At 48.1% G+C, this 14,970-nt stretch carries 10 protein-coding genes; 7 read left to right on the top strand and 3 right to left on the bottom strand.

Annotated elements, in window-relative coordinates:
* Window positions 1–100: 100 nt before the first annotated feature.
* The 6 genes from dnaJ to tadA all read left to right on the top strand — a co-directional run bounded on the left by dnaJ (window position 101) and on the right by tadA (window position 5,066).
* Entirely contained in the window at window positions 101–1,249 is a 1,149-nt protein-coding gene (dnaJ, locus tag AB0763_RS10290) for a molecular chaperone DnaJ (protein WP_306100772.1), read from the top strand.
* Window positions 1,250–1,579: 330 nt separating this feature from the next.
* Window positions 1,580–2,101: a prepilin-type N-terminal cleavage/methylation domain-containing protein gene (locus AB0763_RS10285; protein ID WP_306100773.1), complete on the top strand. Its 522-nt coding sequence runs from the start codon at window positions 1,580–1,582 to the stop codon at window positions 2,099–2,101.
* A 1-nt stretch (window position 2,102) separates the two neighbouring features.
* On the top strand, window positions 2,103–2,759 hold the full coding sequence (locus tag AB0763_RS10280) for a PilW family protein (protein ID WP_368644071.1): 657 nt from the start codon (window positions 2,103–2,105) through the stop codon (window positions 2,757–2,759).
* 36 nt (window positions 2,760–2,795) lie between these two features.
* Entirely contained in the window at window positions 2,796–4,040 is a 1,245-nt protein-coding gene (locus AB0763_RS10275; protein WP_306100775.1) for a hypothetical protein, read from the top strand.
* Window positions 4,006–4,431 (top strand): hypothetical protein, encoded by a 426-nt coding sequence (locus AB0763_RS10270; RefSeq protein WP_306100776.1) that lies wholly within the window; start codon window positions 4,006–4,008, stop codon window positions 4,429–4,431. Before AB0763_RS10275 ends, AB0763_RS10270 begins: the two co-directional genes overlap by 35 nt.
* 80 nt (window positions 4,432–4,511) lie before the next feature.
* Window positions 4,512–5,066: a tRNA adenosine(34) deaminase TadA gene (gene tadA / locus AB0763_RS10265; protein ID WP_306100777.1), complete on the top strand. Its 555-nt coding sequence runs from the start codon at window positions 4,512–4,514 to the stop codon at window positions 5,064–5,066.
* Window positions 5,067–5,836: 770 nt separating this feature from the next.
* Here tadA and mltF read toward each other — a convergent pair.
* Complete coding sequence (gene mltF / locus AB0763_RS10260; protein ID WP_306100778.1) at window positions 5,837–7,513, bottom strand: membrane-bound lytic murein transglycosylase MltF; 1,677 nt, start codon at window positions 7,511–7,513, stop codon at window positions 5,837–5,839.
* A 281-nt stretch (window positions 7,514–7,794) separates the two neighbouring features.
* Between mltF and purL the strand changes: the two genes are divergently transcribed.
* Complete coding sequence (gene purL / locus AB0763_RS10255) at window positions 7,795–11,688, top strand: phosphoribosylformylglycinamidine synthase (protein ID WP_306100779.1); 3,894 nt, start codon at window positions 7,795–7,797, stop codon at window positions 11,686–11,688.
* Between the two features lie 76 nt (window positions 11,689–11,764).
* Here purL and AB0763_RS10250 read toward each other — a convergent pair whose 3' ends face one another.
* Window positions 11,765–12,832, bottom strand: a complete 1,068-nt coding sequence (locus AB0763_RS10250; RefSeq protein WP_306100780.1) for a succinylglutamate desuccinylase/aspartoacylase family protein — start codon at window positions 12,830–12,832, stop codon at window positions 11,765–11,767.
* 135 nt (window positions 12,833–12,967) lie between these two features.
* On the bottom strand, window positions 12,968–14,437 hold the full coding sequence (locus tag AB0763_RS10245) for an aminoacyl-histidine dipeptidase (RefSeq protein ID WP_306100781.1): 1,470 nt from the start codon (window positions 14,435–14,437) through the stop codon (window positions 12,968–12,970).
* Window positions 14,438–14,970 lie beyond the last annotated feature (533 nt).

The following is a 14,970-nucleotide window of genomic DNA, read 5'->3' as shown; positions in this document are numbered from 1 at the left end:
CTAAGCAAACGGATTAAGACACTCTGATCAGTTTGCTTAGAACGATATAAACCACACAGCGGTGAACTGCCGTTAGAAGTAGCAATTGGTGACTGAAACTATGTCAAAACGTGATTTTTACGAAGTATTAGGCGTAAGCCGAGACGCCTCTGAGCGCGACATTAAAAAGGCGTATAAGCGTCTGGCAATGAAGTTCCACCCGGATAGAAACCCTGGTGACAAAGAAGCGGCGGGTAAGTTTAAAGAAGTAAAAGAAGCGTACGAAATTCTAACCGATGCTCAGAAAAAAGCGGCGTACGATCAATATGGTCATGCTGCGTTTGAGCAAGGCCAAGGCGGCTATGGCGGCGGCGGCTTCGGTGGCGGCGGCGCAGACTTTGGCGATATCTTCGGTGACGTCTTTGGTGATATCTTCGGCGGTGGTCGACGTGGTGGCGGCCAAGCGCGAGCACAGCGCGGTGCCGATCTTCGCTACAACATGGAGTTGACCTTAGAAGAAGCCGTACGCGGTGTGTCGAAAGAGATCCGAGTTCCGACTATGGTTCACTGTGACACTTGTGATGGCAGTGGGGCGAAAAAAGGCTCGACACCAGAGACCTGTGGTACCTGTCATGGGCACGGCCAAGTGCAAATGCGCCAAGGTTTCTTTGCGGTTCAACAAACCTGCCCAACCTGTAATGGTAAAGGGAAGATCATTAAAGACCCATGTAACTCTTGTCATGGTCAAGGTCGCAAGCAAGAAACAAAAACGCTGAATGTCAAAATCCCAGCCGGTGTCGACACGGGTGATCGCATTCGTTTGAACAACGAAGGCGAAGCCGGGGAAATGGGGGCGCCAGCCGGTGATCTTTATGTCCAAGTTCACGTTAAAGAGCACCACATTTTTGATCGTGATGGCAATAACCTACACTGTGAGGTGCCAATTAGCTTTGCAATGGCTGCTCTGGGTGGTGAAGTCGAAGTCCCTACGTTAGATGGCCGCGTCAGCTTAAAAGTACCGGAAGAAACTCAAACCGGTCGTATGTTCCGCATGCGTGGCAAAGGGGTACAAAATGTTCGCGGCGCTGGTGTCGGTGATTTGATTGTTAAACTTGTGGTTGAAACACCGGTTAAACTCAGCACCAAACAAAAAGACTTATTGCGTGAATTTGATGAGTCATGTGGCGGTGATTCGGGCCACAAACACAAGCCTAAATCAGAAGGCTTTTTCCAAGGCGTGAAAAAGTTCTTTGACGATTTAACCAGTTAATTTGTTGTGTATTAACGTATGACAGCCTGCTTTAAGCGGGCTGTTTTTTTATCCGTTGAGTTTTCTCTTCAACGCGCTTTTTACGTACCGAAACCTCGATTTTTTCCTGTTGTTGTCACAGTTTCTCACCCTAAAGCCTGTCACTCTGGCATGATTTCATACTCCTTCACCGCTTATTTTCGTCCTCCAATCCTTTCCCTTCACCGCCCTGATTCTAAACTGTCATCAATGGCTTAGATTTCAGGGAATTTGGGTGAGTCTGCCAAGGTAAAAAAGCATGACCTGGTGTCATCAACCTTGGCAGTCATGGGTGATTAGCAGGGGAAAGTGATGAAAAAGAAACAAGGCTTTAGTTTGATTGAGCTTTTAGTCTGCGTATTTTTATTAACACTGCTCAGCGGCTTTTCTTTGCCCTTTGGCCAAGTTGTGACCGAACGCGAGACACTAACGGCGAACGGCAAGGCGCTCTACGGTTTTTTACAGTACAGCCAATCTTTAACTCAGACATTGGGCAAGCCTTTATGGCTTCACCTGGGGCATCCCGCATCGAAGTGGCAATCTCATTGGCAACTGACTTTATCCGACTCACCAAACGCAGACGCCGATGAGTTTGTGACCGTTTGGGCTCAACTTCGCTCTGATGATACCCATCAACTGGAGTTTTCTCACAATTATGCCCAAGCGAGAGTCAAGTTTCTTGCCCGTCGTGGTCAACCCATTTCCGGTCACCTCCTACTGAGATCCTCTGAAGGTGAATCGGCCATCAAAACCATTTTATCCATGCATTCCGGTCGGATCCGCCAATGCGCTACACAGTTAGCATACACTCATGGATTAGACTGGTGTGGTTAAGATGGTCAACGTGACGCTGCGTGACCAGAAAGGGGCAAAGTCCTTGTTAACGGCAATAAAAAGGCAGCGGGGCCTCAGTTTCATTGAGCTATTGATGACTCTACTGATTGCCTCTTTAGTCATACTTTTGGCCAGTGGCTTTTTTGTCACCTTTCGCCAAACGATGAGCACGCAATGGCAAGCACTGACCTTGCGACAACTGATCGATAAACAAGTCGCGGTAATGGCGGATGATTTGGCCCATGCCGGCGCACAAGTTCAATGGTCATCGACAATAGCGTCCCATTGGCCAATTGACATTGCCGAGCAAGGCAAACAAATGACGTTATTTTTTCAAGTATCAGACGAGGTGAATGTCTGGCAGCAATACATTCGCTATCAACAACAAGGGAAACAATTGAAATTGTGTGAGTGGCGTCAGGCGATCAGTGCCCCCTACAGTACGCAGCCGCAGGCCCCCTGTTATCAAATTTGGGATACGAGCTTTATTCAAGTCAGTGAACTTAACATTGCTGCTTTTACTCATCAACGAGGTGACACCACAGTGTTAGAGCTTGAGATCTCCTTAACCGCTGCTTTAACTGCGCAGCCAAATGCGTTTTATACTCGTCAGCGCAAGGTACTGGTTAACAATATTATCTTGGGTCAGGGAGGGTAATGTCGTGAGCCAATCGAACTTGAGGTTATTGCTATCATGAGATCTCTTACTGTGCAAAAGAGACACCGTCGGCCTTTTGTTCCCTCAAAGCGCAATCGCCGCCTGGGAGTGTCTGATCAGTCGGGTTTTTTCTCATTAATTTTTATTAGCTTGGTCACGCTCATTTTGAGCCAATATTATGCGCAGGTCACCCGTGAGCAATGGCAAATGGCCAGGCTTGCTCACCTTTATCAAGAGAGGCAAAAAAACCAGTGGCGTTTACAAGGCGATCTCAGCTGCGTGTATCAATCACTGTTGGATCAGGTGATTCTCAAAGCGGATACGCCATTGTCTGGCTGTGATGAAAGCGCTCAAGTGATGTGGCTTGAATACCCTAAGCGACTGAAAATTAGACGTGATAATGAGGAAATACAGCACAGCCTTGTGATTGTGCCCCGGCAGGCACATTGGGCGATTGCCACTCACTCTGACTTGATATTGGACGGACAGTTGAGTCTTGAGCCTTTAAGTGAACTGTCACCGTGTCTAGGCGTGATCAGCCAGAGCAAATGGAGAGTCTCAGCACAAAGCGGGCTTTTTTATCGCGCGCCTTGGTCATCAGAGGGTAGGGTAGAATGTGCGCTAGAAGCGCCGCAATTGAACTCTCAGGATCCACTGCCACCTCACCAAGAACAAGCCAAGTGGCAACAAGACGCCCGCTTTGTTAACCCACAAGAGGTTGATCAAGCCCTGAATGACTTTGTCGCTGGCTTAGACATCACCGAGGCTCAACAAGATTTTTGGCGCAAAGCACAATGGAGTCATCTAGGTCTGGTCGGCGACAGTCGTGAATTTCAAACCTGTCAGTCCTGGTTAGAAGAAGGCCTTACGACAGGGAAGCGCTATTTTGCCTGGCGTGGCGATTGTGCTTTGTCTGGAGATGTTCAATCTGCACAGGGTATGGTTTTTTGGCTGCACAACGGCACGCTGGTCTGTGACCACTGTCAGATGCATGCCGCCTTAGTGACGACTCAAGATGTTGACTGGCAAGCGTCAATGTGGGCCAAGCAACAGGTGAATCAAGCACTCAGTGTTAGCGAGTCCGACACGATACAGCCACATTTTGTGGCCTTGGGTACGTGGTTTTGGCGTGGCAATCTTCTCTTTACCCAACAAGAGGCCAGTATTTACCTCACTGGGCAAGGCAGTATTCAGGCGACAAGGGTGGAGAATGGTGAGTGGGGAAACGTCATTTTTTGGAGGCCATATGGGCTGTATCGTTCGGCGACCGTTGGGATTTAGCTTATTAGAGCCGATGATTGCCTTGGTGGTATGCAGTCTCTTTTGCACGGTGATTTGGCAGTGCTGGAGTAATAGCCTTTATCATCAGTACATCGTGGCGCAAAAATCACAAGTACTCCAATGGGCGCAGACCCATTACACACAGCAATTTTTGCTATTTTATCAAGGGCAGTCGCTGACTTCTGCATCAGGCCATTGGCAAGGTTTACAACAACAAACGATCTATTGGCAGCAAACCATCACTGAGCGGGCCGATCATTTTGTTGAGCTACAATTAGACGTTCATTGGCAAACGGAGCGCGGGCAAGAGTATCACATCGATATACAAACGGGGGTTAGCCATCTTACTCAGGATGTTGCCCCCTTATCTTGGATAGCCAACCGGCAATAACCGGCGTATTTCTCTTGGGAAACCATTGGTGTTCTGGGTGAGGTTCGGTATCCTAGCGGCTGTTATTAGGTGAGGTAATCATGGAACCATTTTCTTCTCAGCAGCCCGGCAACGAAGCGCGATTCACAGAGCTGGATCAACATTATATGCAAATGGCGATAGAACTTGCTCGCCAAGCAGAACAACAAGGTGAAGTGCCTATTGGCGCTGTATTGGTGAAAGATCAGCAAGTGATCGCCACCGGTTACAATCAGTCGATCAGCTTGTGTGATCCTTGTGCTCATGCCGAAGTGAACACCTTGCGTCAAGCCGGTAAAACGCTGAATAATTACCGATTGTTAGACACCACGTTGTACGTTACGTTAGAGCCATGCCCTATGTGTGCCGGTGCTTTGTTACATGCCCGAGTCACGCGTATTGTTTACGGAGCGCCAGATTTAAAAGCCGGTGCGGCCGGCACCGTTATCGATGTGTTTAACAGCCCTGCGGCTTTTCACTATGCCCAAGTCGAAGGCGGGCTGCTTGAAGATGAGTGCAAGTCACTGCTGCAAAACTTTTTTAAACGGCGTCGCAAAGAGATCAAACAACAAAAGCAAAAAGCGAAACTGACCGGCCCTCAAATACCAAAAAGCTAGGCTTTACACCTAGCTTCTACGGTTATCGAATTTAATTCGACAATACTTGTACGTAAATTCGGTGCCTAGCACTGATTTTTTTTCTCATATGAGCAAATTTACGCTTTCTTCTATTCGCTGCGACAATATTATTAAGTCGCTTTGCGGTGCGTCTTTTACGCATGGTGTGTTCTCCCCAAATCAGTCATCCCAGTGGACAAGGTATAGCTCTTTATTCTGGGTACTGTTCTTTTACTGATACGACATTTGTTTGGTATAAGCTTTATATCGCTCACATTAATCACAAATCGCCTTTCGGTGACACAATCACCCACTGGCCACTACTCAAAGCTGGGCTATGTCATCGTACATATTGTGATTTTGGTGTAACGGTATCCTGTTATGTCTGCCATAGAGTAGCCCTCTAATGTGACAGAAATAAGTAAGGAACATAGTTAGTTACTGATGCTCGTAGGAACTGCTGTGTGAGTTAGCAGGAGTCATCAAGGCTTGTTTGAACACCCACCAGTCACTTATGCCCAAGACGCGCAATAACAGCCTGGTGAAGGTTTCAGTATGAACCAGACATCTTCTGATGTTGATTCAAGAAGTAAAGTATAGTTTGCCTTTGAAAAATAGGCAATCTTTTTACACCCAAGTGCTTTAACGACACTTGGGTGTATATTGCATGGTTTGTTAGCCGTGACAACGGCGCTTGTAAGGACAGCCCTTAGAGAAATGCCAACCCTGTTGCAAAGGCTTTCCTATTGACACAACAGGTAGAGCAGAGATTAAGTTTGACTCGATGTATCTTCGGACGGTTCGGACGGTGTTGGGCGGTCATTATTGTCGCTGTTGCCATCAGAAACATCAGTCTGGTTTTGGTTGTTGTCTGACGTGTTTTGTTCGCTGTCTGCGCCAACGGTTTGCTCGTTCTCTTGCTCTGCACTGATCGCTTCGTCTAATTCATCTTCATCTTCGTTTTCATCAAGTAGGTCAGGGATCACCGCGAGATCGTCGAAGTTATCATTGTTTTCCAAGCTTGGGTGTTGCTCAACGTGGCCAACAATACTTTGATAATAACGGCGAATGTTTTCAACGTAATTAAGGGCTTCATCCCCACGGGCATAACCATAGCGAGTCTGGGTATAGTATTGCTTTTTACGCAACTGCGGCAGTCTTTCTTTTACATCGCCCCACTCATTGGGGTTGCCGCCTTGGCGCTCAGTGAGACGCCTTGCATCCATCATGTGACCGTAGCCAATGTTGTAGGAGGCCAGGGCAAACCAATATTTTTCATGCGCTTCAATCGAGTCTGGAATACGGGCGATAATACGGCGAAAATAAGCCACACCACCGCGTATGGATTGCTCGGGATCCAGGCGGTCTGTCACGCCGACACTACGAGCAGTGGGCAAAGTCAGCATCATCATTCCTCTGACCCCAGTTGGCGATTTGGCTTTGGGCCGCCAATGAGACTCTTGATAGGAAATCGCCGCGATAAGGCGCCAGTCAAACTCCTCTGAATACTTTTTAAAAATCGGCTCCCATTTCGGCAGGGTTTTATCTAAGGCGCGAATAAAGGCGCGAGTATCCACATAATCAAACGAACCAATGTGACCGAGATACTTTTCTTCTAAATTCGCCAGTTGCCCCGACTGCTGCAGTTGACCAAAAAACTCGATCAGTAAAGCGTATAAGCTTTCGTCTTCGGAGCGTCGTAAATACCAAGACACGGGTTGATCTTCTGTCAATTCAAACGCCGTGGCTAAATCAGGGTAGAGACGCTGTGCTAGAGAAAGCTCTATCGAATCGGCAACGGTAAAAGGCAGATCGCCCGACGAGACTTGTTGAAGCAAGTCTTGATTGTCGGCATTAGTGACCGCGCGAAAGGCGAGTTCAGGCTCGTTTTGTTGCTGTTGTTTTAAGGTATCAACAAAAGAAGAGTTGGCGACGACCTTGAGAGTGCTTTCTCGGGCTAACTCTGGATTATTGGTGGCGAGGTTGTCGACGTGTTGCTGCTGGTATTTGACCAGTTGTTTGAGATCCCGTGGCCGCCTCTGGCCTTTTTTGTAGATCACTTGTTGGCTGACATAGTAATAGGTGGGGCCTGGGTGAAACCCTTCATCATCAGCAGTTTCTTGATTGAGGCCCGTCGCGATCAGATCGATTTCCCCTTTTTGCAAGGCAGGAAAAAGTTCCGCCAATCGATAAGCCGGCTTGATTTCTATGCGAACGCCAAGCTCTTTGGCCAGCGCCTGAGCCAACTCGTAATCTAACCCTGTCGGGCCTTCAGGGCCTATGTAGTAAGACAACTGATTATTCAGGGTTCCGACTCTTAACACCCCCCGTTGTTGAATTTTTTCGAGATCGCTTTTCGGCTGGGATTCAATTTGGCAACCGGTGAGTAACAGTAGGGCAGCGCATAAGGCAAAGCAGCGGATAAGAGCAGAGGGTAGTCGAATCATGAAAAATCCAATTAAAGGTTTATTTATTGTTATATCAAAGCCGAGCGATAAGGCAAAGTGTTGACATGATATCAGGAAGGCTTATCAACACTGAATTTATTTTCAAAAAAAGAAAAAAAACGCGCAAACGGTTGCTTTCGGTGTTACATCACAAAAATAAATCCTTTATAATGCAGCCGAACTGAGAGATTAAATTGATTTGTGTTTATGGTTTTAGTCTTTAACTATATGAATATAAATCAATTTTTTCTTAATTCATCTGTCAGAAGAGACCTAAGCATATGAGAATTTTGCGTGGTTCCCCCGCTCTTTCCGAATTTCGCACCAACAAACTACTCGACTTGTGCCGCGAACATGCCCTCCCCATCAGTGATATTTATGCTGAGTTTGTTCACTTTGCTGATCTTACTGCTGAGTTGTCTGTATCAGAATTAGAAACGTTACAGCAACTGTTGACTTATGGGCCGACGATTGAAGAGCATGAGCCCAAAGGGTTATTGCGCTTAGTGACGCCTCGCCCTGGTACGATTTCGCCATGGTCTTCAAAAGCGACAGATATTGCACATAACTGTGGATTGTCATCCGTGGCGCGTCTTGAGCGTGGCTGCGCTTACTACATCGACAGTGAGGTTCCTTTAACGTCACAGCAGACTGAGCAATTATCAGCTCTGATCCACGATCGCATGATGGAAACGGTCTTTGACGAGCTTGAGCAAGCTCAACAGTTGTTCCACCATGCAGAGCCTGCTGAAATGACCGCGGTGGATATCCTAGCGGGTGGAAAAGCGGCGCTTGAAGAAGCAAACGTTTCCCTTGGTTTGGCTTTGGCTGACGATGAAATTGATTACTTAGTTGAAAACTTTACCAAACTGGGCCGCAACCCAAATGACATTGAGTTAATGATGTTTGCTCAAGCGAACTCAGAGCATTGTCGCCACAAAATCTTTAATGCCGATTGGACCATTGACGGGGTTAAACAAGAGAAATCTTTGTTTAAGATGATCAAAAATACCTATGAGAAAAACCCCGAGCACGTTTTGTCTGCTTATAAAGACAACGCCGCAGTCATGACCGGCTCTCAGGTTGGGCGCTTCTTCCCCGATCCAAACTCACGCCAGTACCAATACCATCATGAAAATGCCCATATTTTGATGAAGGTGGAAACGCATAACCACCCAACGGCCATTTCACCTTGGCCTGGTGCGTCAACCGGCAGCGGTGGTGAGATACGCGATGAAGGTGCAACCGGTATTGGTGGTAAACCAAAGGCGGGCTTGGTCGGTTTTTCCGTGTCGAACTTACGTATTCCAGGCTTTGTTCAACCTTGGGAAAGCGATTTTGGAAAGCCAAGTCGCATTGTCAACGCTCTTGATATTATGCTGGAAGGCCCATTGGGCGGCGCGGCATTTAACAATGAATTTGGTCGACCTAACTTGTTGGGCTACTTCCGTACCTATGAAGAAAAAGTCACCTCACACGGCGGTGAAGAAGTACGTGGTTACCACAAGCCGATCATGATTGCCGGTGGTATGGGCAACATCCGCGAAGAGCACGTCGAGAAAAAAGAGATCCCTGTTGGGGCTAAATTGATTGTTCTCGGTGGCCCGGCGATGAACATCGGCTTAGGCGGCGGCGCGGCATCGTCAATGGCGTCAGGTCAATCGTCTGAAGATCTTGATTTTGCCTCGGTACAACGCGAAAACCCTGAAATGGAACGCCGTTGTCAAGAGGTGATCGATCGCTGCTGGCAACTCGGTGAGCAAAACCCGATTGCCTTTATCCACGATGTGGGCGCTGGCGGGATCTCTAATGCGCTACCTGAGCTCGTCAATGACGGCGAACGCGGTGGTAAATTCCAATTGCGCGATGTGCCAAATGATGAGCCAGGCATGAGCCCATTAGCGATTTGGTGTAATGAATCACAAGAGCGTTACGTTTTGGCGGTGTCGACCGAGCACATGGCAACCTTTGAAGCGATTTGTCATCGTGAGCGTGCGCCGTTTGCTGTGGTTGGCGAAGCGACAGAAGAGCGTCACTTGACCTTAGAAGATTCTCACTTTGACAACACGCCAATCGATATGCCAATGGATATTTTACTTGGCAAGCCACCGAAAATGTCTCGTGAAGCGACGACAGTGAAAGTGGAAGGGCAGTCTCTTGTTCGCGATGGTATTGAAATCGATCAAGCGATTGATCGCGTTTTGCGTTTGCCTGCAGTCGCAGAAAAAACCTTCTTGATCACCATTGGTGACCGCTCGGTAACCGGTTTGGTGGCACGAGATCAAATGGTTGGCCCTTGGCAGATCCCGGTTGCGAACTGCGCGGTAACAGCGGCGAGCTACGATACTTACCACGGTGAAGCGATGTCGATGGGAGAGAGAACCCCGGTTGCATTACTTGACTTTGGCGCTTCAGCGCGTTTGGCTGTGGCAGAGTCGTTAACCAACATTGCCGCCACTGATATCGGTAGCCTAGCTCATATCAAATTATCGGCCAACTGGATGTCACCAGCCGGCCACCCGGGTGAAGATGCCGGTCTGTACGAAGCGGTAAAAGCGGTCGGTGAGGAGTTGTGTCCAGCTCTTGGTCTGACCATTCCTGTTGGTAAAGACTCGATGTCGATGAAGACCCAATGGCAAGAAGATGGTCAAGAAAAATCGGTGACTTCGCCATTGTCTTTGGTGATCACTGCTTTTGCTCGTGTTGAAGACGTAAGAAAAACCATTACGCCACAGCTTCGTACCGATCTTGGCGAGACCCGTTTGTTAGCCATCGACTTAGGTCAAGGCAAAAACCGTCTTGGCGCAACCGCTCTGGCTCAGGTTTACAAACAGTTAGGGGATAAGCCTGCTGATGTTGACAGCCCAGAGTTGTTAAAAGGCTTCTTTAATGCCATGCAGCAATTGGTTCGCGATGAGTCTTTGATTGCTTATCACGATAAAGGCGATGGTGGTTTGCTAGTCACCTTGGCAGAAATGGCGTTTGCCGGTCATTGTGGTCTCGACGTCGATATTCAAACGCTTGGCGAGGATGCTTTGGCGGCGTTATTTAACGAAGAACTCGGCGCCGTGATCCAAATCAAAGCGCAAGACTTGGATAAAGTACAAGGCGTACTGGCTCAGTTTGGCTTGGCGCAATGCAGTCATGTTCTCGGTACCGTGACGGCGGATGATCGCTTTGTCATTCGCTCTGGTGAACAAAACGTTGTCGAACGTTCTCGTCTACAACTACGTACCATTTGGGCTGAAACAACACACAAAATGCAAGCCCTACGCGACAACCCTGAGTGCGCGGATCAAGAGTTTGCCGGTAAACAAGCCGACAATGATCCTGGCCTGAATGTAGCGCTGAGCTTTGATGTCCACGAAGACGTTGCAGCACCTTACATCGCGAAGGGAGCTCGCCCTAAAATGGCGGTTTTACGTGAGCAAGGTGTGAACTCTCATGTCGAAATGGCAGCGGCATTTGACCGCGCTGGCTTTGAGTCTGTCGATGTACACATGAGTGATATCTTAACGGGCGCTGCCGTTCTCGAAGATTACCAAGGCCTGGTGGCTTGTGGTGGATTCTCGTACGGCGATGTACTCGGTGCTGGTGAAGGTTGGGCGAAGTCCGTTCTCTTTAATCCACAAGCCAGAGAGCAGTTTGAAACCTTCTTCCAACGCAAAGACAGCTTTGCACTTGGTGTGTGTAATGGCTGTCAAATGCTGTCTAACCTGCGTGATCTCATTCCGGGAGCAGAGTTATGGCCGCGCTTTGTGCGCAATGAATCGGAGCGTTTTGAAGCGCGCTTTAGCCTTGTGGAAGTGCAGAAGTCTGATTCGGTCTTCTTTGACGGTATGGCCGGCTCTCGTATGCCAATCGCCGTTTCTCACGGTGAAGGACGTGTTGAAGTTCGTGATGCGCAGCACCTGCAAGCGCTTGAAGCTTCCGGTACGGTTGCAATGCGTTACGTTGATAACTTTGGTCAGGCGACGCAGCAATACCCGAATAACCCGAACGGGTCGCCTAATGCGATTACAGGGTTAACGACTCAGGATGGCCGTGTCACCATTATGATGCCGCACCCTGAGCGTGTGTTTAGAACCGTCGCCAACTCGTGGCACCCTGATAGTTGGGGTGAAAACAGTGCTTGGATGCGTATGTTCCAAAATGCGCGTAAAAACATCGGCTAATTGCGATGCCAGCAAAGCAGCCCTGAAAAAACAAGCCGCGAAAGCGGCTTGTTTTTTTGTCTTTTGAGGTCAGTTATTATTCTTTGAGGGCAATTTGTCCCGTCGTGAGAGGGGAGCTATCTATCTCGCCAATCTCGTCAATGTAATCTTCAACTCGCTGTTCAACGTCGCCATCTTGAGAAGTAAAGTAGGCCAAATGGAATAGCGCATCGCCTTCATTGACAAGCGGCAAGGTTAACTGGCCGATCACAATACCGGCATTGGGCGCTAACAGCGGCGTTTCTTCATGGCCGAGAGGGTCACTGATATAGGCCAGCAATTCCCCTTTTTCAACCATATCCCCTAAATTCACTACGGTTCTTACAATGCCATTCGTGACCGCTCGTACCCAACTCGTGGAAGTGGCGATAACCGGCTCTGGCAACTGTTTTCGGCTACCACGGTACATATCGATGGCTTTTAAGACTCGACGGATCCCCAATACGCCAGCGCTAATGGACAAGGGATCAAAGCGCAACGCTTCTCCGCCTTCATAGGTCAGCACCGGAATATTGTGTTTTTCAGCTTCACTGCGAATCGAGCCATTGCGCAAAGCCGAATCGATGATCACCGGCGTTGCAAACGCTTTGGCGATACGCTGTGTTTCCGGATTGGTTAAATTAGCGCGAATTTGTGGCAAGTTGGTTCTGTGGATCGCCCCCGTGTGCAGATCGATGATGTAATCACACGATTGAACCACTTCGGTAAAGTAAGTGTGGGCAATACGAGACGCCAGTGCCCCTTTTTCACTGCCAGGAAAACAGCGGTTGAGATCGCGCCTATCGGGTAAGTAACGCGATTTGTGGATAAAACCAAACACATTTACGATCGGCACTGCAATGACCGTACCTTTGAGCTTTTTGGCATCGAGTAAAGCCAGAACTTGACGAACAATTTCTACGCCATTGAGCTCATCACCGTGAATCGCAGCATTGATCAGCAACCGTGGCCCTTGATATTGGCCGTGAATGATTTCGATCGGGATCGACAGCGGGGTATGAGTGTAAAGTTGGGCGACGTCGAGCTCAAGGGCTTTGCGTTCGCCAGCGTGAATCGTCGTACCTAAAAAAGAAATGGACGGGTTTTTTTTGTATGAAGTAGCCATGGGCGCCTCGTTATTTTCAGAGCGCTCACTTTACGAGCATCGAGTTTGAATTTCGAATCTGACTTGTGATGCTGACGATAAATAACCGTTATCATTAACGAGGGGTGATAACGGTTATATTATGCAAGATTAGTATTACTTGGCTGGAATGGCCGCTAATAGCGCGCGCATTTGTTGCCAATACAAATCGACACTGCCGATGTGAACCTGTTCATCGGGTGAGTGGGGGTATTGAATCGTTGGGCCAAAAGAGAGCATGTCCATCTCAGGGTAAGGTTCTTTAAACAAACCACATTCTAACCCGGCATGAATGACCATGATATTGGGTTTGTGGCCGTAGATTTCCTGATACATGTCACGGAAGATGGCCATGATAGGTGAGTTGGGCTCTGGCTTCCAGCCTGGGTAAGCGCCACTAAATTTAACCTGCGCTTGAGCAAGCTCCCCTAGAGCGGTTAGTTGTTGTTCAATGTATTCACGGCCAGAGTCAATCAGTGAGCGAATGAGGCACATGATCGATACGGTGTTTTCTTGACACGTCACCACACCCACATTAAGAGACGTTTCAACGACGCCGCGGACTTCTTCACTCATCTTGGTCACGCCGTTGGGGCAGGCATTTAAGAGGTTGATGACTTTGGTTTGACAGACATCGGTTAATGGCGCGAGTGAGGATTCAACCGCCTCGAGAGTAAAGGTGATGTTAGGTTCAATATCGGCGTACTCTTGGCGTATTAGCGCACAAAATTCGACTAATGCTTGGCGAAGTGGATCGGCGTTTTCACTCGCGATCGCAACCGTGGCAAAGGCCTCTCTTGGAATGGCGTTGCGAAGCGTTCCGCCGTGTATATCGAGGAGCTGCAACGCTAAATTACGCTGAGCTTGATGGAGAAAACGAGCCAATAATTTATTGGCATTTGCTCGGCCTGCGTCAATGTTGACTCCGGAGTGACCGCCGCGCAGTCCTTTTAGTGCAATAGCAAAAGTCTGGTAGCCCTCTTTTAAAGCACGTCTTTCTAATGGCAGTGTGAATTCGCCATCGACCCCTCCGGCACAGCCCATATAGACTTCGCCTTCTTGCTCTGAGTCGGTGTTTAAGAGGATTTCACCGTTTAGCCAACCGGCCTCGAGGCCAAATGCCCCGCCCATGCCCGCTTCTTCATCGACGGTGAGCAAGACTTCGAGAGGGCCGTGTTTAATATTTTTGTCGGCCAAAACGGCCAAGCAACTGGCCAAGCCAATACCATTATCTGCACCGAGAGTGGTGTCTTGAGCTTTAACCCAGTCACCATCGATGTATGGCTTAATCGGGTCATTAAAAAAGTCGTGGTCACACCCTTCGTTCTTCTGCGCCACCATGTCCAAATGCGCTTGCAACACAACGCCTTTGAGGTTTTCCATTCCGGGTGTGGCGGGTTTAGAGATAAACAGGTTTCCAGTTTTATCTTGTTTAACTGCCAAGCCCAATTTGGTTGCCCAGTTGATAATGTAATTGGCGAGTGCTTGTTCGTGTTTAGAAGGGCGGGGAATACGACAGATTTGATCAAAAAAGTCCCAAATGGGATTGTCGGTGCGCTGACGGATAGCAGTGAGAAATTCTGACATGGAAACTCCTTGTTATTATACCAATCTGACTGAGGCGTGTGGTCAATGATAGCGAAGAAAAAAAGTTTGAAAATAGGGCAAAATGCTTTCTTATCACATCAATTTTTCATCATTATCCTTCTCGATATTGTTCAACGTGGTTACCCTTCGTTGCCACTCGTGATGTGACCCCCGGTGTGAGACAGACGGGTTAGTATCCACATAATACAATGTGGTGAAAAACGGCGTTCAGAGTAGCACTCATCATCGGTCTGGGGTAGTCACAGGTTGAGAAATCTTGCCATTCAACAAAAATGCTTTATAAGGCAGGCTAAAAACACTAGGTGTGAACGAATATCAACAGTTTTGTAATTTAATTACAGTAATTGGGGTTTTTATGATGGTTTTGATCGAATTCACTAAAAAATGTTGTAATTATTTTCCTAAGTAGTATATTTACTTTCAAGATCTGATGCGATCTTCTTTATCTTCATAGGTTAGCGGTGAAGGTAAAGACAAAAATGCTCATAGGATGAGTCCGAAAATATCGCCTC

Origin of the sequence: Vibrio sp. HB236076, from assembly GCF_040957575.1 — a bacterium.
Classification (GTDB): Bacteria; Pseudomonadota; Gammaproteobacteria; order Enterobacterales; family Vibrionaceae; genus Vibrio.
The sequence above is the reverse complement of the archived record's forward strand: the minus strand, read 5'-3'. Positions and strand labels throughout refer to the sequence as shown.

Coding starts and splice junctions, on each gene's coding strand:
- AB0763_RS10285 (WP_306100773.1), top strand. CDS start 1,580: ATGAAAAAGAAACAAGGCTTTAGTTTGATTGAGCTTTTAGTCTGCGTA.
- AB0763_RS10250 (WP_306100780.1), bottom strand. CDS start 12,832: ATGGCTACTTCATACAAAAAAAACCCGTCCATTTCTTTTTTAGGTACG.
- mltF (WP_306100778.1), bottom strand. CDS start 7,513: ATGATTCGACTACCCTCTGCTCTTATCCGCTGCTTTGCCTTATGCGCT.
- AB0763_RS10280 (WP_368644071.1), top strand. CDS start 2,103: ATGGTCAACGTGACGCTGCGTGACCAGAAAGGGGCAAAGTCCTTGTTA.
- AB0763_RS10245 (WP_306100781.1), bottom strand. CDS start 14,437: ATGTCAGAATTTCTCACTGCTATCCGTCAGCGCACCGACAATCCCATT.
- AB0763_RS10270 (WP_306100776.1), top strand. CDS start 4,006: ATGGGCTGTATCGTTCGGCGACCGTTGGGATTTAGCTTATTAGAGCCG.
- AB0763_RS10275 (WP_306100775.1), top strand. CDS start 2,796: ATGAGATCTCTTACTGTGCAAAAGAGACACCGTCGGCCTTTTGTTCCC.
- tadA (WP_306100777.1), top strand. CDS start 4,512: ATGGAACCATTTTCTTCTCAGCAGCCCGGCAACGAAGCGCGATTCACA.
- purL (WP_306100779.1), top strand. CDS start 7,795: ATGAGAATTTTGCGTGGTTCCCCCGCTCTTTCCGAATTTCGCACCAAC.
- dnaJ (WP_306100772.1), top strand. CDS start 101: ATGTCAAAACGTGATTTTTACGAAGTATTAGGCGTAAGCCGAGACGCC.